Genomic DNA, 20,097 nt, shown 5'->3' on the forward strand with positions numbered 1-20,097 from the left:
TCCGCCAATCCGGGGGCCGTCCCCTCTCCGACTAGCGGGGGGCGGCCCTACCAGCTCCGCACTCCTGTCGAATCCTCTTCCACCTGCTCCAGGAGTACGCCCGGCACGTCGGTCACCTCGATGTCGCGCGCGAGCTCATCGATGGCGAGACCGGTGAGCGAGTCCCATCTCCGATCCCACCGCATTCACACGCGTGTCGCCTCCTGATCACGGCCAGTGATCAACGTACTGAACGGGCCGAATGATCGCGCGTTCGCAAGACGGCCATTGGGACATTCACACAGCCTCAACGCGGTGCTCCTCACGGCGGGTGGGCACCTTCAGCAAGCGTGCACCTTTGGCAGTTCACGTGCCGGGCAAGCGCGTCGATGCTGCTTCACGGTCCGGTGGGGAGTCACAGCGACCACTCCCTTCACCGCCCGAGTGCCGCGCGTGGCTTGTTGATTACGGCATGTGACGCCCGGTTGCCGCGTGGCCGAAACCCTCGCCTGAGCAGTCAAACAATCTTGGAATCCCTGGTCATGCGCGTCTCCAGGCACTTAAGTAGCTGCCGGGCACTCGTTACCGGCAACGGGCGTAAGCCACCGACCCGGTCCTGCGCAAGCGGCCGTCTCTGCTCTGCTCGTCGGCCCGTACCACCGCTGCCCTGGGTACGACCGTGCCGCCACCCACCCTTACCGTCCCGAGGATCGTTCTGCCTATGGCCGCCCGTGCACACCGTTCGGTGTCGTGCTCACGTCGCGCGGCGGGCCCCAGCGCTCATGGCGGGCCGGGCAGGGGTCGGCAGGCTCCCCCGACGGTCCCGACAGCAGCCGCCGCGAGGCCTCCATTCGGGCCCGAGGGTTGCTGATGGAGAGCTCGAACCCCGCGGGTGGCGTCAACCCGGCCGGCCGCGACACCGACCTCTACGCGGCCGTGCAGGACATCCAGGCCGGCTACTGGATGCAGATGCGACAGGTGCTGGCCCGCACGGACAACTGGCCCCAGTGGACCTCCCGCACGCAGGTGCTCGGCGTCCTCGCGGCGCAGGCCAATGTCGTGGAGTTGTGGCTGGAGGAAGAACCCGAGAGCCTCGCCGCCCGCGTGATGTACGCCCGAGTCGCCACCGAACGAGTACTGCAGGCCCACCGGCGGGGCTGGGCGCGTGACCACCGGAAGGCGCAGGACCTGGACACGCTGGTGGCCCGGGCCCGGGATGCGTGCCACCGGGCGAGCGAGGGGAATCCCGACGACGCGGTGCCCTGGATCTGCCGCCTGGCCCTGGCCGAGGCGGACAGCGCGGGGCGCCATCCTGAACACCACGTTGCTCCGCCGCCCCACGAGTACCTGCTGCCTGGCGGGCCGTGGGGCCTGCTAGCGGAAGTGCACCGACGGGATCCGTTCAACCGCGAGGCATGGCACCGTATGTCCCAGGCGCTCCAGGCCCGTCCGGGTCCTGCGGGCCGCCAGGCGGTCGCGACGGATTTCGCCCGCTGGACGGTCTCCTTCGCGCCGCTCGACTCACCACTGCTTCTGCTGCCCCTCTACGCCCGCGTGCAGGAGCACCGGGAGCGACGGGACGACGGCGCCGCGGTCATGCTGAACCTCCTGTGGACCAGGGAGGACAGCACCCGGGCCATCACGCGGGCATTCGAGGGCTGGTTCCGCAAGAGTGAGCCGGCCACCAGTTCCCAGCTGGACCTGAACCACCTCGCCTACGCCCTGGCGAGGGGCGGCTTCGCTCCGTGGGCCGCCGAAGTGTTCGCCGCCATCGGCGACTTCGCCACTCCCGCCCCGTGGCACTACGACGCCCGGTACCCGGAGCGCCAGTGGCGAAAGGCATTCGAGGAGGACCGCGTCGCCTGCCTGAGATCCCGCCCGCGGCATACGGGAGGGCATCCATGACTGCCGAATTTCAGCTTTCCTGTGCGGAGAACCAATGACTGCGATGAGAACACCGCGCCAGCAGCGGAACCCTGTCGACCACGGCGTCGACCAGAACGTCGACCGCGACGGAGAGGACGCGCGCATCCTCCAGTCGCTGGGCTACACCCAGCAACTGCACCGCCGCATGGGGGCTTTCGGCAATTTCTCGGCCTCCCTCTCGGTCATCTCGATCATGTCGGGCACCTTGCTGCTGTTCGGCTACGGCCTGAACTCGGGCGGCCCCGCGGTGATCACATGGGGCTGGCTCGCCGTCGGACCGCTGGTGCTGTGTCTGGCCGCGGCCCTGGCCGAGATCACCTCCCGCTACCCCACCAGTGGCGGCCTGTACTACATGGCCCGCCAGCTCGGAGGTGAGCGGTGGAGCTGGTACACCGGCTGGCTCAACCTCCTGGGCCTGCTCGGCGGAATCGCCGCCCAGGACTACGGCATCGCGACATTCACCGCCGCGTGGATGAACCTGCAATTCGACTACACGCCGACCCCGGGCTCCCTGCTGGCGCTGTACGCGGTCATCCTTGCCCTGCATGCGGTCATGAACCTCTTCGGCACCCGCCTGATGAACATCCTGACGTCGTTGAGCGCGTGGTGGCACCTGGCAGGGGCCGTCGTCATCATCGGCTCCCTGGCATTCGTACCCTCCCACCACCAGTCGGCCGGCTTCGTCTTCTCCGAGTTCACCAACAACACCGGGTGGGGCGCCCCGGCGTACGTGATTCTGCTCGGCATGCTGCTGCCCGTCTTCGCGCTGGCCGGCTACGACACCTCGGCCCATCTGAGCGAGGAGACCACCCATGCCTCCGTCGCCGCGGCCCGCGGGGTCTTCCGCTCGGTGGCGGTGTCCTGGATCGCCGGGGGCATCCTGCTGACCACGCTGCTGTTCGCCGTCCAGGACTACACCGCGACCCTGGGCAGCCGGACCGGCGTACCCGTGGCACAGATCCTGCTGGACGCGCTGGGCATGGCGACGGCCAAGGCGCTGTTGCTTGTGATCATCGTGGCGCAGTTCCTGTGCGGCTACACCGTGACCGCCAGCGCCAGCCGGATGATCTACGCCTTCGCCCGTGACGGTGCCCTGCCCGGATCGGCCCTATGGAAGAAGGTCAGCCGCCGCACCGCCATCCCCGCCAACGCGGTCTGGCTCGCGGTCGTCGTGGCCTTCGTACTGGCACTGCCTTCCCTGTACTCCAGCACGGCGTTCTCCGCGGTGACCGCCATCTCGGTCGTGGGATTCACCTCGGCCTACGCCATCCCGGTACTGCTACGGCTGATCCATCCCGACCGATTCTCCCCGGGGCCCTGGAACCTGGGCCGCTGGAGCCGGCCGATCGGCTGGATCGCGGTGGTGTGGGCGGCTGCGGTCACGATGCTGTTCCTGCTGCCGCAGAGCAGCCCGGTCACCGCCACCACGTTCAACTACACCCCTGTCGCCGTAGCGGTGGCCTTCCTCATAGCCGCCTTGTGGCGCCGCTTCGGCCGCGACTCCTACCATGTTCCGCGCTCCAACTCCCCCACAGAGGAGAAGCAATTCGAGAGCATCATCTGACGACGATGACAGCGCCCTCCCCGTCCCATTTCCCGGCGACCTCAACCACCTCGACCACTTCAACCACCTCAACTACGCATGGGAGTACGGTGACTGGCCTCACGGCGTCCATCGAATCAGTACAGCAGCTCACCGTGGCCTGGCGCGCCCTGGTGCTCGACCGCGATGCGGACGCGGATACGCGCGACCTCCCCGGCATCGCCGTCCGCTGGGCCGACTGCCGATTCTCGTTCTACAACTGCGTCACCCTGACCGAACCAGGAGCGGGAGCCGACCTCCTGACGCAGCGTCTGGCCCAGGCGGCGGACATCATGCGGGCGAAGAAGCACTTCGGCTTCCTGTGGCTCTTCGAGGACCTCCTCGAAGACGAGGCCCGCACCACGCTGAGCGCGGTGGCCGAACAGGCCGGCCTGCGGTACGCCTTCCCCGGCACGGGCATGGCCGGAGACCTCCTGCCCATCCCGGACCCGGTCCACCCCGACCTGACGTTCGTGCGTGTGCGTACGGACGACCACTTGCGGGCCTACGCGGACCTCCAGTCATGCGCGTACGGTTTTCCCTTGGAGGAGGGCCGCGACGGCCTGGTCGGATCCGCGCACTGGAAGAGCGGGGTCTACGCGTACCTGGCCATGCGCGGCGATGTACCGGTGGCGTGCGCCGCGACGGTCGAAGCGGACGGCCGTCTCTTCGTCGCCTTCGTCGCCACCGACCCGCAGTGGCAGCGCAAGGGCTACGGCGAAGCGGTCACACGTAAGGCCCTCCATGAGGGCGCCGCGGCCACCGGGCTGACCCGCGCGACTCTCCACGCGACCGTTGCCGGGGCGCCCGTGTACCCGCGTATCGGCTTCGAGCCGAACACACCCATCCACTTCTTCAGCCTGTAGCAGCGAGCCGGGTTCAGAGCCTGTGTCATATCCCCGGCCGGGTGGTCGCCGCCTGGTGCGTGCGATCGCAAGGCGCCGGGAAGCCCTCGGTGGGGCCCCCGGGCCGTTCAAGCCTGGGGGAGGAGCTACTAGGGCTTTTCGGCAACGCGGCGAGCGTGCGTGCCAGGCGGCGACCACCCGGCCGGGGATATGACACAGGCTCTCATCACGGGATGCGCGCCACCGCCGCGTAGATCCCGCAGTTCTCCGTGGCCGGCTGCGCCGTGCCGTTGAACCACTCCGTGGCCGTCACCAGACCTGGTCAGCCAGCGCGGGTCCACGTCCAGGGTGGACAACTCCGCCGCCACCCCGGCCCGCGTAGACCGGCAACCACAAGGTCGTTGTCGCGGACAGGCAGTCGGCGACGGCGTCATGGCTCTGTACGTCCTGCGCCACGGCCAGGGCGGCAGCGTCCCGATGCGCCAGGTCCGCCAGCGCCGCCTCCGCGTGGAGCCTCGCGTAGGCGCCCAGCTCGGGGCAGCTCGCACGGGTGCCCGGCATCGGGAACAGCCAGGCCCAGCGCTGCAGCATGGGGGCCAGGGCGATCGCTGTGCACAGGCCGACGACGAGCGAGAACGCCAGCAGGTTCCGCAGGTACGCAGAGCGCAGGCCGGGCGCCCACGGGGGCAGTCGGTAGAAGGAGAAGATCACCGCGAGAAGCGTCACCCCGATGTACGTGGCGAACCATTGCCACGATCCCTGCGCGAACGCGGCCGTCAGGACGGCGGCGAGACCGATGCCGATGACCCCCGCCTGGCCGGAGGCATCGCGGCTCGCCCTCGTCGACAGAGGACCGCCGCTTCCGTGCGGGGTGGGATCGTCCACGGTCTCTCCCTGTCTGGTCCGGCCCCCTGGTCCCCACCTCCCCCCAGCATCCAGGCGCGTACGCCGCCGTCCACCGGACCATGCCGGACCGGACCGGACGCCCGGCCCGATTGGCGGAACCACCCTGCCCCTGAGCTGCACCGTGTCCACTGTCACATCTGCCGCAGCCGCTCAGTCCGCATCGCAGCCCGGAAGCCCGACAGCCCGGCAGTCCGGCCCGGTCATCGTGCGGCGTGCTGATCGGCATCGGCGCACGGGCCGCCGAATAATTCTCCACGCGGTCCGCCGCACACGTCTTCGTGGCCACGCTCTGCCCCGGGCGGGCCCCGGCGCGTGTGTTCGTCGCCGCGGCCCGTCCAGCGCGGGAACGGCCGCCGATCGCCCTCGCGGCCGGGGGCTGATTTCGTTGCGGCGCGGGGCCCGCATCACGCGCGACGGGTCGCGGGCGCGGCGGCACCGGCCGGGCGTCGACAGACCCCCGCCGCCTCGCCTCCGGAGGTCGACAGGACCCTGACCTGCGGCTACGAGTCGGCGCCTCGTACAATCCGGAGAGAGTACGCGGATATCCCGACCCCCGGACCGCCGCCGGTGCCCACGTTCCCTGCCGACCGCGAGGGAAGCCGGGCCTACTCCTGCCCTTCTGCCTTCGCCGTCCGGGTCTCCCGTCGGCCCTGCCCCGGAACAACACTGTCTTGAAGACCGACGACATAGTCATCGAGGCGCCGCCCTCGCCCGCCGACTCCCGCCTCCCCACCCGCCCCGGGCCCCTCCCCCGTCCGCGATCCCGCATCCGCACCCGTCTCGCGGGCCGCGCCCCCGCCCCGCCGCCACCGGGTGCCGCAGCGCACAACATCAGCGCGGCCACGGCCGTGCTGCTCGCCCTCGTGGCCATCGGCTCCTTCATCCACGAGCCCGTACTGATCCCTCCGCTGGCCGCCTCCGCCGCGATCATCCACGGCGCTCCGCGCCTGCCGCTCGCCCAGCCGCGCAGCGTGATCGTGGGCCACCTGTTGTGTTCCGCCGTCGGGTACGCGGTCGTCGCCGTCTCGGGCAGCACGCCGTGGGCCGCGGCGCTGGCCGCGGGGATCAGCCTGGCCGTGATGACGGTGGCCCGCACCCCGCATTCGCCCGCGTGCGCGACGGCCGTGGTCATCGTGCTCAACACCCCGCGGCCCCTGACCTTCGTCCCGCTGCTCGTGGGCTCCAGCGCGCTGCTCGTCCTGGCGGGCTGGGCGGCGTCGTGCGCCCGTCCCGGCGCACCGCGCTACCCCGCCTACTGGTGGTGAACCGGAGACGCCGCATGCCCCCGGCCGCGTAGCGGGAAAGCGGGAGTGTCACATCTGCCGACCGGGCGGTGTCTTCATGCCGAACAGCCAGACAGGCAAAGAGCCGGACAGGCAGAGAGCCAGTCAGGCAGAGAGCCAGTCAGGCAGACGGCATAGAGACAGATACAAGGCGAACACCGTGACACTGCGTCTTCCCAAGACCGAGCTCCCCGCCGATCTCAAGGAAAGCATGATCGAGCGGTTCGGGGCCGTGCCGGAGAACGTCGAGGTGGCGTGGCACAATCCCACGGTCACCCAGGCCAGCCAGGAGTTCGGCGGCTCGGTGGCCGGGTGGGACACGGTCGACGCGAGCCTCAAGACGTTCGCGCACATGGCCGTCGCGGCACAAGTCGGCTGCAGTTGGTGCCTCGACGTCGGCTACTTCCACGCGCAGAACACGAACCTGGACCTGGCCAAGGCCAGCCAGGTGCCGCTCTGGCGGGATTCGGCGGTGTTCACACCGCTGGAGCGGGACGTGCTGGAGTTCGCCGAGGCCATGACGAGCACGCCGCTCACCGTCACCGACGAGATGTACGCGAGCCTGCTGGAACGGCTCGGCGCGGAGGCGATGGTCGAACTCTCCACGTTCATCGCCTACATCAACCTGGCGACCAGGGCCAACGTGGCCAACGGCATCACCTCGCAGGGCTTCTCGGACGCCTGCGAGATCCCGTTGGCCCAGCGGTCCGAGCAGCCTGGCGTACCGTCGCACGCATGATCGAAGATCCGTTCGTCACCCATCGCAGCCTGTTGTTCACGGTCGCCTACGAGATGCTCGGCTCGGCGGCCGACGCGGAGGACGTGCTGCAGGATTCCTGGCTGCGGTGGGCCGACGTCGACCAGAGACAGGTGAGCGACCCGCGGGCGTACTTGGTCCGGATCGTCACACGACAAGCGCTCAACCGCATGCGGACGTTGTCGCGCCGTCGTGAGGACTACGTCGGCGAGTGGCTGCCGGAACCGCTGTTGACCAGCCCCGACGTCGCCGAGGACGTCGAGCTCGCGGAGAGCGTTTCGATGGCGATGCTGACCGTCCTCGAAACGCTCGGACCGACGGAGCGCGCGGTGTTCGTGCTCCGCGAGGTCTTCGACATGCCGTACGGCGAGATCGCCGAGGCCGTCGGGAAGTCCGCGGCCGCGGTCCGGCAGACGGCGCGGCGGGCCCGCGAGCATGTGGCGGCCCGGCAGCCGCGGGTGCGGGTGAGCCGGTCGGAGCAGCAGGCGGTGGTGGAGCGGTTCATGACCGCGCTGCGCACCGGCCAAGTGCGGGAGTTACTGGAGGTCATGGCCCCTGATGTGGTCCTGATCGCCGACGGTGGCGGCATCGCGACCGCTGCCCTGGTTCCGATCCATGGGGCCGAGGTGGTGGCGAAGGCCCTCGCCCGCCCGGGCCGGGTGGTCTCCCTCCTGTCGCTCAACGGCGCGCTCGCGGGCCGGACCGAGATCGACGGCCGGGTGGCCGCGGTGAGCCTCGTGGTGGAGAACGGGCGGGTCACCCGCATCTACGCGGTGGCGAACCCGAGGAAGCTGACGCGTCTGGACGAGCCGGCCGAACTCACGAGGTAGATCTGCGGGCGTGTGTTGCAGTGCGTGTTCCGTGCGGCCCGGGCAAGGGCCGCTCGGAACACGCACGACGCGGGTGCTCCGCCGGCAGGCGAAGTGGCCGGACGACCCAGTAGTGCTTCGTCAGGTTCTGGCTCGGGTCCCTGCCGGGGGTTGTGCGGGGTAGGCGGTGATGTCGTCGAGGGTGGTGTTGCCGCCGCAGATCACCAGGCCGAGGTGTGTGTCGTTGCCGGTCTTGGCCAGGACTCGGCGGGCGGCGGGCAGGAGGCAGCCGGCTGCGGGTTCGGCCCATACCTTGGCGTGTTCGGCCAGTTCGCGTACGCCGACGTAGGCCTCGGCCTCCGGTACGACCAGGACCTCGTCGACCATGTCGCGCACCATCGTGTAGGTCAGCGGGGAGACCGTGGGCGCGCCGAGTGTGCTGATGCGTGAGTCCACGTTCACCTGGAGCGGTCCGCCGTGGGCCAGGGCCTGTGTCATGGCGTCGGCTCCGGTGGTCTCCACTCCCCATACCCGTACTCCGGGCCGTCGCGCTTTGAGGGCTGCCGCCACGCCCGCGATCAGGCCACCGCCGCCGATGGAGACGAGGACGTCGGTCAACTCTCCTGCGTCTTCGGCCAGTTCCAGTCCTACGGTGCCCTGTCCCGCGATGACCACCGGGTCGGCGAAGGGGTGCAGCAGGGTGAGTCCGTCGGCTTCCAGCTGTTCCATGAGTGCGAAGGCTTCGGCCATGGTGGGGGTGAGCCGGACGTCGGCGCCTGCGTTGCGGGCGATGTCCACGGAGCGTGCCGGGGCGGTGCGGGGCATGACGACGGTGGCGCGTATGCCCAGAGCGGCGGAGGTCTCGGCCACGGCGACACCGTGGTTGCCGCCGGAGACGGCGACGACCCCGGCCTCGCGTTGTGCGTCGGTGAGGGTGAGGAGCTTGGCGACCGCACCGCGCGCCTTGAAGGAGCCGCTGCGCTGGAGCAGTTCGAGTTTGACCGTCACCGGTACGCCGAGCAGTGCGCTCAGGCCCGGGCTGGGCACTGTGGGAGTGCGCACCACGTGGCCCGCGATGTGTGCCGCGGTGGCCTCCAGCTGCTCGACGCCGATCATGGTGCTCCTCCGGAGGGTCGTATGGCGTGTTCGCTCGCACGATACGTGGAGGTGGGCGGGAGGGAGGGCCGGTAAAGGGATGTTGGGACCGGCTTGGCTCAGGCATCCCCGCGTAGGAGCATGCGGCGCCTGCGCCGGGGCGCGGTAAATCGTGTGACGAGCCGGACCGAGCGCGTTATCGTCGGTCGCATGAACGTCACCGGCCATGGCCACGACCTCACCGCGACCGCGCGAGCGACCAGCTCGCCGGTTGCCGCCGCCTGACGTCTTCACCTCCCATCGGCGACCGGAAACGGCCCGCCGATGGCTCCGCGGTTTCACTCCGCGCCTCACTGTTCGTGCGGACCCGTTGTCCGGTGCCTCCCCGCTTGTTGTTGCGAAGGAGCACCCCATGAACACCGACACGGACCGTGTCATCCGCACATTCGTCGAGTACTTCGAGGAGCGCGGGCACCAGCGGATCACCGGTTCCACCCTGTTGCCGCTACCTGGCGACTCCGTGCTGTTCACCACCTCGGGCATGCATCCCCTCACGCCCTACCTGGAGGGGCGCCCGCACCCCGGCGGCAGGCGGCTGGTCAATGTGCAGCGCTGCCTGCGCACCACGGATCTGGAGGAGGTGGGCGACGCCACGCATCTGACCGTCTTCGAGATGCTCGGCACCTGGTCGCTCGGCGACTACGAGGGTCCGCAGAGTCTGCGCTGGGGGTATGAGCTGCTGACGGAGGGTTTCGGCGTCGATCCGCGGCTGCTGCACGCCACGGTGTTCGGCGGCGGCGACCAGGCCGGTCCGGACACGGCCTCGCCCGAGGTGTGGGACGAGCTCGGGGTGCCGGTGGAGCCGACCGTCGAGGACAACTGGTGGGACAACGGCCCGACCGGCCCGTGCGGCCCCGATTCGGAGATCTTCCTGTGGACGGGCGACACCCCGCCGCGGTCGACGCCCACACAGGACGACCGTTGGGTGGAGATCTGGAACCACGTCACGATGCGCTACCGCAGGCTCGACGACGGTTCCCTCGTGCCGCTGCCCCAACGCAATGTCGATACCGGGATGGGCCTGGAACGACTGGTCTCCCGGCTGCAGGGCAAGTCCTCGGTGTTCGAGTGCGACGTCTTCGCTCCCTGGCGTCTGCTCGTACCGCGGCTGTGGCCGTTGGACGAGCCCTCCCTGCGGCTGGTCTGCGATCACCTGCGGTCGGCCGTGGTGGTGATCGGCGACGGGGTGCGTCCGGCCAACACCGGTCGCGGGTACGTGCTGCGCCGGCTGGTACGGCGTCTGCTCACCGTGTTGTGGCGTGACGATTCCACGCGCGGCCTCGGTGACCTGCCGGGCGAGCTGGTAGGGCACACCCTGGACCACTTCCGTCAGGACGTGGACCCCGCTGTCGTACGCGAGATCCTGCTGGAGGAGGAGCGGCGGTTCCGTCGGCTCCTGGAACGCGGCCGCCGGATCCTGTCCCGGCCGAGGTTCCAAGGCCCGCTCACCGAGGACGACTTGCACTACCTCCATGACACACACGGCCTGCCGAGCGATCTGGTCCTGGGGCTGCGGACGGAGTGAGAGAGGGCGGAGAGCGGGTCCGCATCACTGCTTGCGGGAGAGAGCACAGCGCTACTGTCGTCGACCATGACTGAAGCCACCTACTTGCAGGCCACTCGGACCGCCTACGACACCGTTGCCGCCGACTACGAGAAGCTTTTGCGCGACGAACTGGACGCCAAACCGCTGGACCGCGCCATGCTCGCCGCGTTCTCGGAGCTCGTGCGGGCAACGGGCGTCGGGCCCGTCGCGGACCTCGGTTGCGGTCCCGGTCGCATCACGGCCCACCTCCACTCTCTCGGGGTGGACACCTTCGGCATCGACCTCTCCCCCGAGATGATCGCGGTCGCCCGCCGGACCCATCCGGGTCTTCGGTTCGAAGAGGGGTCGATGACCGCTCTGGACCTGGCGGATGAGGCGGTCGGAGGCGTCGTCGCCTGGTACTCGACCGTCCACACCCCGCCGGAGCTCCTGCCAACCGTGTTCGGTGAGTGTCACCGGGTGCTGGTCCCGGGCGGTCACATGCTCCTGGCGTTCAAGGTCGGGGACGAGCGTCGTCATCTGAAGCAGGGGTACGGCCACGAGCTCTCGCTCGACGTCTACTGGATGTCCCCTGATCGCGTCGCGGACCTGATGGGCCAGGCCGGCCTCGTCGTGGACGCCCGATTGGTCCGCGGACCCGACGAGAGCGAGCGGCCCCGGTCGGGGCGGCAGGCCTTCTTCCTCGCCCACAATTCGCCCAGTCACTGACCGCGTCCCGGAACACACTCATCTCCGCCATGAGGGCGAATCTGCGCCTCCCGGCCCGCGCCCCCGGGACGTCCCGGAAATTTTGATCCCCTGTGCCCGCGGACTACCGCGCTGCCGAATCGGCGAGCCGCCGAGCCGCCGAGCCGCCGAGCCGCGATGAGAGTCATCCGCCTACAACGCCCCCTGCAACCGCGCCGCGCACCTCCAGAAGTCCCGCATCAGCGGCGTCGGTGCCGGGCTCTCCATCGCCACCTGCGTCAGCAGGATCGCGACGGTTCCCGTGGACGGGACGAGGTGCGCGGTCGTCCCCGTCCCGCCCACCCACCCGTAGCGGCCCGGAACGTTCCAGGGATCGGTCGGGGCGACGTCGACCTGGCCCCCGTAACCCCACCCCTGGCCGTCGAGGAAGAGCGTGGACTTCTCGCGTTGTGCGGCCGTGAGGTGGTCGGTCGTCATGCGGCTGACCGAGGCCGGGGTGAGGAGGCGGTGGCCGTTGCCCTCGCCGCCGTTCAGGAGCATGCGGGCGAAGGCCAGCCAGTCGTCGGCCGTGGAGACGAGGCCCCCGCCACCCGACTGGAAGCGCGGAACGTCGCACCACTCGCCGTCCGGGGAGTCCCTCAGCTCCAGGCCGCCTCCGGGGGCCGGGGCGTAGGACGAGGTGAAGCGGTGGCGCTTCGCCGCGGGGACCGCGAAAGCCGTGTCCTTCATGCCCAGTGGCTGGAAGATCCGTTCCGTGAGGAAGTCGGAGAGCGTACGGCCCGAGGCGCGGGCGATCAGGATGCCCTGGAGGTCCGACGAGGTGCCGTACAGCCAGGCCTCCCCCGGCTGGCAGAGCATCGGCACCTGCGCGAGCAGGCCGAGCCAGGTTTCCTGGTCGGGCCACTCCCGCAGGGCGCGGCCGTCCTTCTGCACCGTGAACAGGGACCGCACGGCCGGGAGCGCGAAGTTCGAGGGGAAGCCCCAGCCGGTGCGGGAGGTGAGCAGGTCCTCGACCGTGATCGGCCGGGTCGCCGGGACGACGTCGTCGGCCGGGGCGTCCGGGGTGCGCACGACGCTCGGTTTCGCCAGCTCCGGGAGCCAGGTGTCGATCGGGGCGTCCAGTGCGAGTCGCCCCTCCTCCACCAGCATCAGGACCGCCGCAGCGGTGACCGGCTTGGTGATGGACGCGATACGGAAGATCGAGTCCCTGGCCATCGGGGTGATGCCCTCGGAGTCCACCGAGCCTACGGCCACCACCTCGGTGCCGCCGCCGTCGCTCAACAGGCCGACGGCGCCCGGCACCCTCCCGTCGTCGACATAGCGGTGCAGGGTGTCGCGCAGAGCGTTCATCGGTCCGCCTTCAGGTCGCGTCGTCGTTACCTGTACGACCCCGAAAGCGCCGGAAAGTCATCGGCCGCGCAGGCCTTCGTCCAGCATGCGGATCAGCTCGCCGACCCGTCCTCCGCCGTCCGGCGCCGCCGGAAAGCGAGTGAGCACGTCGACCACGGCCGGTGTCGCACGCCGTGCCGCTTGTCCGAGGTGTTCGGTGCCGACGGTCCGGTCGTCACCTGCGGCTAGTTCGGCCGCTCTGGCCGCGTGGGCGCCCGCGCCGAGGATGTGTTTGACCTGGGTGGCCTTGGCCAGCGGATGCAAGTAGGCCGCACCCGCCGCGGACATCGCCGCGCGTGCGGACTCGCGCGCGGCCTCGGTGTCCGCGCTCTTGGCCGCCCGGAGCGCCGCCCACGCCGTGTCGCGCAGAGCCTTGCCCCGCTCACCGCCGCGAGCGAACTCCCATGCGGCGTCGACGGCCTCCCGCGGGCGCGGGTCGTCCGGCTGGTCCGCCTCGAACACGTCGAGCACCGCCTCCGCGCACGCCGCGGCGAACGCGGTGACCTCACAGAGGTCCTGCTTGCTCAGGACGATCTCGTCCGCTTCCCCTGGCATGGCCCCATCTTCGTCCACCGCGCCGGACTGCGGATGCGCGGACGTCCCCGTGGTCACGGTGGTCACGGTGGTTACGGCCGGTGGCCCCAAGCGGAGATCATCGGGGCGGTGGCGAGGTCGAGGCGGCCGTCGGCGACATGAGCCAGGTGACGGTCGATCTCCTCGTCCGTGGCGAGTCCTTCCGTCACCAGCAGCCGGCGGATCTGCCGCACGGTCGCGGCCTCCAGGGCGACGCAGGCGGGCGACGTGATCGGGAAGTACGCGTCGGCCCCCACATCGTCCAGACCGGCCTCGCGCAGCAGTCTCGGCAGGGTGCGTCCGTACGCGAGGTCGGCGCCGCGCGCGGCCATCAGGGTGCGGAAGCCGGACCGCAGCCGGTTGGCGAGCCGCTGCTCGGGGCCCGACTCGTCCGGGCACAGCAGCGGCTGCAGCCCCGGGTCGGCGTCCTCCAGGAGGAGTCGGCCGCCCGGCCGCAGCGCCTGGACCATCCTGCGCAGCGCCTCCGCCCGGTCGGCGACGTGGACGAGGACCAGCCGGGCGTGGACGAGGTCGAAGCCGCCGGGTGGCGGCGGGTCCGCGGCCACGTCGTGGCGAAGCACCTCGATCACGCCACCGGCGATCCCCCGCGTCCAGGACACGTCGATGTCGGTGGCGACCACCGTCCCCGTGGGACCGACGCGCTCGGCCAGCCCGAGGGGTACGGAGGGGCCGCCGGCGCCGATCTCCCAGCACCGCATGCCGGCGGCGAGCCCGAGCCGGTCCACGTGCCGGAACGTCACCGGATCGAACAGCTCGCTCAGCGCCGCGAAACGGACCCCTGCCTCCGACTGCCGGTTGTCCAAGAGGTATCCGTGGTCCGCGCCCTGGTCAGCCATGGGGCGATTCTGGCAGAGGGGGGTGGGCTCTGCCGCTGCGCAGGCGAAGAGCCGAGGAGTCGAGGGCCGGAAACCTGGCTTCTGTCCTGTGTGGCACACGTCACCCCATATATGGCGGTGGGCCCGGAACAACCCGAGAAGGCTCCTCGTTCATTCAAGTGTGGCTGCGGAGGGGACAGTGTCCCCGGGCCTCACCTATAGCCCATGGGGACGATCGTTCGGCTGAAGCCCCATGGAGCCTTTCGCCGAGAGGCGACCGCCCTCCGCTTGCCACCTTTACGGCCCCGGCTGGTCTCCCCCGTCCAGCCGGGGCTCTTTTCTTGCCCGCCCTGTCCGACTCCGACTGGGTCGAGGCCCTGGCTCACGCGCCACACAGGTGTCGCCGCGCCCCGGCCGTCCCAACCCGTCACCTAGACTCGAACAATGGCCAAGTACTTCGACGTGCATCCTGACAACCCCCAGCGGCGCAGCATCAGCAGCGTGGTCGACGGGATCCGGTCCGGCGCGCTCGTCGCCTATCCGACGGACTCCTGCTACGCGCTGGGTTGTCAGCTCGGCAGCCGCGACGGCATGGACCGCATCCGGTCGATCCGTCAGCTCGACGACCGCCACCACTTCACCCTCATGTGCGAGAGCTTCGCGCAGATGGGGCAGTTCGTGCATCTGGACAATGACGTGTTCCGCGCCATCAAGGCGGCCACCCCGGGCAGTTACACGTTCATCCTGCCCGCCACCAAAGAGGTGCCGCGCCAGATGATGCACCAGAAGAAGCGGACCGTCGGTGTACGCATCCCCGATCACACCGTCACCCAGGCGCTGCTCGCCGAACTCGGCGAGCCGCTCCTCTCCAGCACGCTTCTTCTGCCCGATCAGGAGGAGCCGCTGACCCAGGGCTGGGACATCAAGGAGCGCCTCGACCACCTGGTGGACGCGGTCATCGACTCCGGCGACTGCGGCACCGAGCCCACCACGGTCATCGACTTCTCAGGCGGCGAGGCGGAGATCGTCCGCCGGGGAGCGGGCGACACCTCGCGCTTCGAGTAGCGCCCCAGGAACACGGGCGGTCCGCCGCTCAGGTCGGCGGTGCGCAGCAGCCGTCCCTGCGCATCAGGCGTCCCGCCTCCAGCCAGTACGCCTCGTCTTTCCCGTACGCCTCGTTCTTCCGGTACGCCTCGTTCTTCGCGGCCGGGGCCGGGCGGGCCGTACCCGCCCTGGTCCCGGGCCGCCGCTCGAACGCGGACGTCAGGTCGTCGGTCGCGTACGGGGTGCCTCCCCGAAGTACCGACACCGTCCGCACCATCGTGTCGAAGTCCTTGAACGGGTCGCCGTCGACGATCGTCAGGTCGGCGACCTTTCCCTCCTCGACGGTGCCCAGGTGCCGGTCGAGGCCGAAGACCCGGGCCGGCAGCACCGTCGCGGTGCGCAGCGCCGCCGCCGGGGAAAGTCCTCCCCGGTGCAGGGCGCGCAGCCCCAGGTGGAGCGAGAGTCCCACCGGGACGAGGGGCTGGTCGGTGCCGAGGGCCACCTGGCCGCCGGCGGCCAGGACGCGCCGGTAGATGTCGGTCTCCCTGCGGAGTGTGGCCAATTGGGCCTCGCTCGGTGGCACGCCGGCCCCGGCCTTCACCGCGGCGGCGTCCCAGGGCGGCATCACCGCGGTGACCCGCGGGTCGTCCGCGAGAGCCGGGTCCGCGCCGAGCAGGGGCGCAGAGGTGAACGGCGTGGCGATCAGGGAGAAGGCCGCGCCGTGCGCGCTGTAGATCTCGATGACGTCGTCCCAGGCGCGGCCCGATGCCGTGACGGCGTGCCCGAACTCCATGCGCTGAGTGGCCTGCAGATGGGACGTCAGGTCCTGGCCCAGCTGGATTCCGGGTGAGAGGAGATGGCTTCCCGCGCGTACGCCGAGCTTCTCGTGGGCGAAGCGTGCCGCCTCCGCCATCACCCAGCCCGGCGCCCGTACGTAGGTCTTCACGAAGTCCCAGTCCAGTGCCGCCGCCCGGTCGAGCGAGCGCCTCAGCGCCGCCCTGCTCCGGTGGGCGCGGCCCATGCTGTACGCGACACGGGCGCCGTCCAGGAGTTCGCCCGTGGTCAGCAGACGGGGGCCCGCCAGTTCGCCCGCGGCCACCGCTTCGCGTACCCGGGCCTGCTCGTACGCGAAGCCGCCCAGGGACACCGCCGTCGTGATGCCGTACGTCAGCTGGCCCACCGTCTGGCGTCCGCCGTACGTCGTCTGCCACGGGTGGGTGTGGGTGTCCCACAGGCCGGGGACGACCGTCTGCCGGGAGGCGTCGACGCGTCGTGCGGCGGGGGTCCGGGCCGCGGGGCGGTGCGGGCGCACATCGGTGAACCGGCCGCCGCGCACGACGATGTCGACGTCCTCGCGCACCGTGTCCCCGGTGCCGTCCCACAGCCGGCCCGCGTGCACGACGAGGTCGGCGGGCGTGGGCCTGCGCCGGTCCAGTGGCACCTGCACCGTACGGGGAGTGCCCCCGTCGGCCCCGATCAGACGCAGTCGGCCGCTCGACAGATAGAGGAGTGTCTTCCCGTCGCCCGACCACGACGGGTGGTCGGCCGGTTCGGCGGAGAGCATGCGCGGCGCACCGTCCGGCGTGCCGTCGGGCGTGACGGGCAGGAGGTGCAGCGCGGATTCGACGATCACCGCGATCCTGCGGCCGTCGGGGGACCAGACGGGCCCGGAGTCGTACCGGTCGGAGAGCGAGGTGTGCGGGGCGACGGCGTGCAGGCGGTCAGCTCCGGTGGTGGCGTCGACGATCCGGATGAGGTTGTAGCCCTCGCGGAAGCGGTAGTTGAGGCGGTTGCGGTCGCACAGCGCGAGGTACCGGCCGTCCGGCGACCAGCTCGGTCTGCCCGGCAGTCCGCCGCCGCCGAGGGGAGCCGCGAGCGCGCGTTCGTCGCCCGTGGCGAGGTCGCGCACCATGAGGCGTCCGGTCATGTCCAGGCAGGCGAGCCGCTTGCCGTCGGGCGAGAGCGCCGGATGGACCCGGCCACCGGTCGCGAGCGCGGTCTCCTTTCCGGTGGCCAGGTCGTGGCGGTACACGCCGAGGAGTCCGTCGCGGTCGTCGGCGTACACGAGCGACTTCCCGTCCCGTGCCCAGGTCGGGCCGATGAGGTAGCCGGTGGCCGCCGCCCGGCGCAGCCTGCGGGGCGGACGGCCGCCCGATGTGCCCGCAAGCCAGAGCGAGTTGAGGGCCGCGAAGGCGATCCGGCGCCCGTCCGGTGACAGCGCGGGCAGGTGAATGCCACGGGTCGGACGCGCTCGCCCCAGGCCCAGGTCGTACTCCTTGACGCGGTAGTGCGGGCGGTCCACCGGCAGGGTTCCCTCGAAGGGGATCACCTCGCGCTCGCCCGGACTGCCGGGACGTACGAGCGTGAAGCGGCCGTCCACGGTGAGGAGGAGCTGCCCTTCCTCCGTCCAGCGCGGTGGCACCGGAGCCAGGTCGCCGGCCAGCTCGACGGGGCGGCCGTCGACGACGAGGGTGCAGGAGGCGTGCGGGGAGGCCGTGGTGCGCAGGTAGGCGACGCGGTGTCCGTCCGGGGCCAGGGCGGGCGTCATGACCTGCGCGGCCGTGGTGTCGGTCTGGGTGACGGTGACGGGGCCCTTCCCGTCCGCGGGGGCGGCGGCGATGGTCCGGGCGTCGAGCGAGGTGCCTTGCGGTGTGGTGACGGGCTTGCCGCGGACGAAGAGGATCCGCTCGCCGTCCGGTGACCAGGTGGGATCGAAGTCCTCCCACGGCCCGTCCTGGAGCGGCCCGTCCTGACCGGGCAGCCCGGTCACCCGGCTGATCTCGCCGCTCGCGAGATGGAGGACGTGGATGCGGTACGAGCCGCCTTTGACCGGGTCGCCGCCGCGCTCGGACGCGAAGGCGACGCGGGTGCCGTCGGGCGACCAGGCGGGGCCCCGGTCGTCCCAGGGGCCCTCGGTGCGCCTGCGCAGCTGAGTGCCGTCGGTGCGCATCGTCCAGAGGTGGAAGCCGCCGTCCTGGTAGGCGCAGAACACGACCGACGCGCCGTCCGGGGCGTACACCGGCCTGTTGGGCTCCAGGCCCGCCGGTGTCAGCGGCACCGCCTCGCCGCCGCCGCGTGGCAGTGACCAGAGGGTGGCCTGGGCTTCTACGATCAGCCGGTCCGCGGCGGGCGAGAGGGTCGCCGAGCCGTTGGTGACCCGGGTGAACGAGAGGGGAACCGTGGTGCGCGGCCGGGCCGGAGCGGGGACGGTTCCGAGGGCGGCGACCGCCCCGGACACGCCTGCGGCGACGAACAGTTGGCGACGGGTCAGGGGCAGCATCGCATGGTGCCGGTCACAGTCCATGACACAGAACACTCGCCCATCGCCGCGCACGCGGACAACACCGCGGGGCGACAACACGCCGCTGATCCGCATCGATCGTGTCCACCCAAAGTCTGATCGCGCGTGCTACCGCAGGTCGACGCGGCGCCAACCCCGTTGTCCCTACTGTCTTTTGACATGACGAGAACCACCTTCGGCGTGACGAGAATCCGCACCGCACGGCGAGGCAGCACCCTTGCCGCCGCCCTCGCGCTCGCCGTCGCCCTGCCGGTCGCGGGCGGCACGGCGGCCTTCGCCGCCGGACCGGGAGCCACCGACGCCGTGCACGGCGTCGGCCCGGACGACCGGGCGGGAGACGCGGTCACGGCGCCGCTCCAGCTGCCCCGGCCCACCGGCGCGTTCGGCGTCGGGCGCGACACCCTGCACCTTGTCGACAAGAGCCGCCGCGACCCATGGGTGCCCTCGGCGGGCGCACGCGAGTTGATGGTGTCCCTGTACTACCCGGGGTGGCACAGTGGCGGGCGCCCCACCTCGTACACCTCCGAGGAGGAGGCGCGGCTGCTCCTTGAGTGGTGGAAGGTCGACAAGCAGCTCCCCGCCACCGCGTACAGCTCCACCCGCACCTTCGCGCGCGCCGGGGTGCGGCCCGCGCCGGGACGCTTCCCCCTGGTCGTGCTCTCCCCCGGGTTCACCGCTCCGCGCTCCACGTTGACCCACCTCGCCGAGGACCTGGCGAGCCGCGGCTTCGTCGTCGCCACCGTCGACCACGCCTACGAATCCGTGGGCACGGCCTTCCCCGGTGGCCGGATCCTCACCTGTGAGGCTTGCGGCCCCTCCGAGGAGGACGGCGGCGGCAAGCGCGTCACCGAGGGGCGGGCCAAGGACCTCTCGTACGTCATCGACCGGCTGACCGGCCGAAAGGCGTCCTGGCGGCACGCCGGCATGATCGATCCCGAGCGGATCGGTGCGGGCGGGCACTCCATAGGCGGTGCCGCCGCGCTCGCCACCATGGCGGACGATCCCCGGGTGCGGGCCGGTATGAACATGGACGGCCACTTCCACGTCACGCCCCGCGGGATCGGCGGCCGGCCGTTCCTGATGCTGGGCACCGAGGTACAGCACACGCCGGGGATCGAGGACGGCGAGAACTGGGACGAGACCTGGCAGGGTTTCGACGGCTGGAAGCGCTGGCTCACCGTCAAGGGCTCCGGTCACTTCTCGTTCACCGACATGCCCGTGCTCGCGGACCAGGCCGGGATGGTCGTCGACCCTACGGCGCCGTTGTCCGGTGAGCGCTCCGAGCGGATCACCCGGGCGTACGTCGGGGCGTTCTACGAGCAGCAGTTGCGCGGCATCCCGCAGCCACTGCTCGACGGGCCGACGGCGGGCAACCCGGAGGTCACCTTCCAACGGCGCTGACCGTTCGCGGACCTGCGGGAGGTCGCTAGACACCACCTCCCGCAGGAGTTGGACGGGGTGCCAGGCGTCGCGTCCGAT

Annotated in this window: 16 protein-coding genes and 1 pseudogene; 11 read left to right on the plus strand and 6 right to left on the minus strand. The window is 70.9% G+C overall.

The annotated features are described in order from the left end of the window. Positions 1 to 62: 62 nt before the first annotated feature. The 4 genes and pseudogenes from ACFVYR_RS32360 to ACFVYR_RS32375 form a co-directional block, all read left to right on the plus strand. Positions 63 to 158, plus strand: a pseudogene (locus tag ACFVYR_RS32360) (DUF664 domain-containing protein); the annotation flags it as partial. Between the two features lie 691 nt (positions 159 to 849). After that, a complete protein-coding gene (locus ACFVYR_RS32365; RefSeq protein ID WP_384258800.1) occupies positions 850 to 1,884 on the plus strand; it encodes a hypothetical protein in 1,035 nt (344 codons plus the stop codon). A 34-nt stretch (positions 1,885 to 1,918) separates the two neighbouring features. Continuing rightward, positions 1,919 to 3,469, plus strand: a complete 1,551-nt coding sequence (locus tag ACFVYR_RS32370) for an amino acid permease (RefSeq protein ID WP_384258803.1) — start codon at positions 1,919 to 1,921, stop codon at positions 3,467 to 3,469. Between the two features lie 89 nt (positions 3,470 to 3,558). Continuing rightward, the gene (locus ACFVYR_RS32375; protein ID WP_384258805.1) at positions 3,559 to 4,353 is read left to right on the plus strand and encodes a GNAT family N-acetyltransferase; all 795 of its coding nucleotides are present in this window, start codon (positions 3,559 to 3,561) and stop codon (positions 4,351 to 4,353) included. 288 nt (positions 4,354 to 4,641) lie between these two features. Here ACFVYR_RS32375 and ACFVYR_RS32380 read toward each other — a convergent pair whose 3' ends face one another. Continuing rightward, positions 4,642 to 5,217: a hypothetical protein gene (locus ACFVYR_RS32380; protein WP_384258808.1), complete on the minus strand. Its 576-nt coding sequence runs from the start codon at positions 5,215 to 5,217 to the stop codon at positions 4,642 to 4,644. A 692-nt stretch (positions 5,218 to 5,909) separates the two neighbouring features. Here ACFVYR_RS32380 and ACFVYR_RS32385 point away from each other — a divergent pair. From ACFVYR_RS32385 to ACFVYR_RS32395, 3 genes are all read left to right on the plus strand, one after another. Next, positions 5,910 to 6,503 (plus strand): HPP family protein, encoded by a 594-nt coding sequence (locus ACFVYR_RS32385; protein WP_384258810.1) that lies wholly within the window; start codon positions 5,910 to 5,912, stop codon positions 6,501 to 6,503. Between the two features lie 178 nt (positions 6,504 to 6,681). Continuing rightward, positions 6,682 to 7,260 carry a carboxymuconolactone decarboxylase family protein gene (locus ACFVYR_RS32390; protein WP_384258812.1) on the plus strand — a complete coding sequence of 193 codons (579 nt, stop codon included), beginning with the start codon at positions 6,682 to 6,684 and terminating at the stop codon, positions 7,258 to 7,260. Next, positions 7,257 to 8,108: an RNA polymerase sigma-70 factor gene (locus tag ACFVYR_RS32395; RefSeq protein WP_384258815.1), complete on the plus strand. Its 852-nt coding sequence runs from the start codon at positions 7,257 to 7,259 to the stop codon at positions 8,106 to 8,108. The genes ACFVYR_RS32390 and ACFVYR_RS32395 overlap by 4 nt, the downstream gene beginning before the upstream one ends. 120 nt (positions 8,109 to 8,228) lie before the next feature. Here ACFVYR_RS32395 and ACFVYR_RS32400 read toward each other — a convergent pair whose 3' ends face one another. Next, entirely contained in the window at positions 8,229 to 9,203 is a 975-nt protein-coding gene (locus ACFVYR_RS32400) for a threonine/serine dehydratase (RefSeq protein ID WP_384258817.1), read from the minus strand. A 391-nt stretch (positions 9,204 to 9,594) separates the two neighbouring features. Here ACFVYR_RS32400 and ACFVYR_RS32405 point away from each other — a divergent pair, with 391 nt between their 5' ends. Together ACFVYR_RS32405 and ACFVYR_RS32410 are read left to right on the plus strand one after the other, a co-directional pair. Continuing rightward, on the plus strand, positions 9,595 to 10,767 hold the full coding sequence (locus tag ACFVYR_RS32405) for an alanine--tRNA ligase-related protein (protein WP_384258819.1): 1,173 nt from the start codon (positions 9,595 to 9,597) through the stop codon (positions 10,765 to 10,767). A gap of 66 nt (positions 10,768 to 10,833) precedes the next feature. Then, positions 10,834 to 11,496 carry a class I SAM-dependent DNA methyltransferase gene (locus ACFVYR_RS32410; RefSeq protein WP_384258821.1) on the plus strand — a complete coding sequence of 221 codons (663 nt, stop codon included), beginning with the start codon at positions 10,834 to 10,836 and terminating at the stop codon, positions 11,494 to 11,496. A 171-nt stretch (positions 11,497 to 11,667) separates the two neighbouring features. Here ACFVYR_RS32410 and ACFVYR_RS32415 read toward each other — a convergent pair whose 3' ends face one another. The 3 genes from ACFVYR_RS32415 to ACFVYR_RS32425 all read right to left on the minus strand — a co-directional run bounded on the left by ACFVYR_RS32415 (position 11,668) and on the right by ACFVYR_RS32425 (position 14,294). Next, a complete protein-coding gene (locus ACFVYR_RS32415; RefSeq protein ID WP_384258823.1) occupies positions 11,668 to 12,825 on the minus strand; it encodes a serine hydrolase domain-containing protein in 1,158 nt (385 codons plus the stop codon). Between the two features lie 57 nt (positions 12,826 to 12,882). Continuing rightward, entirely contained in the window at positions 12,883 to 13,419 is a 537-nt protein-coding gene (locus ACFVYR_RS32420; RefSeq protein WP_384258825.1) for a putative immunity protein, read from the minus strand. 71 nt (positions 13,420 to 13,490) lie between these two features. Continuing rightward, positions 13,491 to 14,294, minus strand: coding sequence for a methyltransferase domain-containing protein (locus ACFVYR_RS32425; protein ID WP_384258827.1), 804 nt, complete (start codon positions 14,292 to 14,294; stop codon positions 13,491 to 13,493). A 423-nt stretch (positions 14,295 to 14,717) separates the two neighbouring features. On the opposite strand from ACFVYR_RS32425, the gene ACFVYR_RS32430 reads away from it, so the two are divergent. Next, the gene (locus tag ACFVYR_RS32430; protein ID WP_384258829.1) at positions 14,718 to 15,338 is read left to right on the plus strand and encodes an L-threonylcarbamoyladenylate synthase; all 621 of its coding nucleotides are present in this window, start codon (positions 14,718 to 14,720) and stop codon (positions 15,336 to 15,338) included. A 28-nt stretch (positions 15,339 to 15,366) separates the two neighbouring features. Here ACFVYR_RS32430 and ACFVYR_RS32435 read toward each other — a convergent pair whose 3' ends face one another. Further along, entirely contained in the window at positions 15,367 to 18,621 is a 3,255-nt protein-coding gene (locus ACFVYR_RS32435) for an amidohydrolase family protein (protein ID WP_384258831.1), read from the minus strand. 156 nt (positions 18,622 to 18,777) lie between these two features. Between ACFVYR_RS32435 and ACFVYR_RS32440 the strand changes: the two genes are divergently transcribed. Then, positions 18,778 to 20,019, plus strand: coding sequence for an alpha/beta hydrolase family protein (locus tag ACFVYR_RS32440; RefSeq protein ID WP_384258833.1), 1,242 nt, complete (start codon positions 18,778 to 18,780; stop codon positions 20,017 to 20,019). Positions 20,020 to 20,097: the final 78 nt, after the last annotated feature.

Source organism: Streptomyces sp. NPDC058284, from assembly GCF_042881135.1.
Lineage (GTDB): Bacteria > Actinomycetota > Actinomycetes > Streptomycetales > Streptomycetaceae > Streptomyces.

What these genes read in the sequence shown, in the direction of transcription:
- ACFVYR_RS32365 (WP_384258800.1), top strand. Translation starts at nt 850, where the DNA reads ATGGAGAGCTCGAACCCCGCGGGTGGCGTCAACCCGGCCGGCCGCGAC.
- ACFVYR_RS32370 (WP_384258803.1), top strand. Translation starts at nt 1,919, where the DNA reads ATGACTGCGATGAGAACACCGCGCCAGCAGCGGAACCCTGTCGACCAC.
- ACFVYR_RS32395 (WP_384258815.1), top strand. Translation starts at nt 7,257, where the DNA reads ATGATCGAAGATCCGTTCGTCACCCATCGCAGCCTGTTGTTCACGGTC.
- ACFVYR_RS32400 (WP_384258817.1), bottom strand. Translation starts at nt 9,203, where the DNA reads ATGATCGGCGTCGAGCAGCTGGAGGCCACCGCGGCACACATCGCGGGC.
- ACFVYR_RS32405 (WP_384258819.1), top strand. Translation starts at nt 9,595, where the DNA reads ATGAACACCGACACGGACCGTGTCATCCGCACATTCGTCGAGTACTTC.
- ACFVYR_RS32410 (WP_384258821.1), top strand. Translation starts at nt 10,834, where the DNA reads ATGACTGAAGCCACCTACTTGCAGGCCACTCGGACCGCCTACGACACC.
- ACFVYR_RS32415 (WP_384258823.1), bottom strand. Translation starts at nt 12,825, where the DNA reads ATGAACGCTCTGCGCGACACCCTGCACCGCTATGTCGACGACGGGAGG.
- ACFVYR_RS32420 (WP_384258825.1), bottom strand. Translation starts at nt 13,419, where the DNA reads ATGCCAGGGGAAGCGGACGAGATCGTCCTGAGCAAGCAGGACCTCTGT.
- ACFVYR_RS32425 (WP_384258827.1), bottom strand. Translation starts at nt 14,294, where the DNA reads ATGGCTGACCAGGGCGCGGACCACGGATACCTCTTGGACAACCGGCAG.
- ACFVYR_RS32430 (WP_384258829.1), top strand. Translation starts at nt 14,718, where the DNA reads ATGGCCAAGTACTTCGACGTGCATCCTGACAACCCCCAGCGGCGCAGC.
- ACFVYR_RS32435 (WP_384258831.1), bottom strand. Translation starts at nt 18,621, where the DNA reads ATGGACTGTGACCGGCACCATGCGATGCTGCCCCTGACCCGTCGCCAA.
- ACFVYR_RS32440 (WP_384258833.1), top strand. Translation starts at nt 18,778, where the DNA reads ATGACGAGAACCACCTTCGGCGTGACGAGAATCCGCACCGCACGGCGA.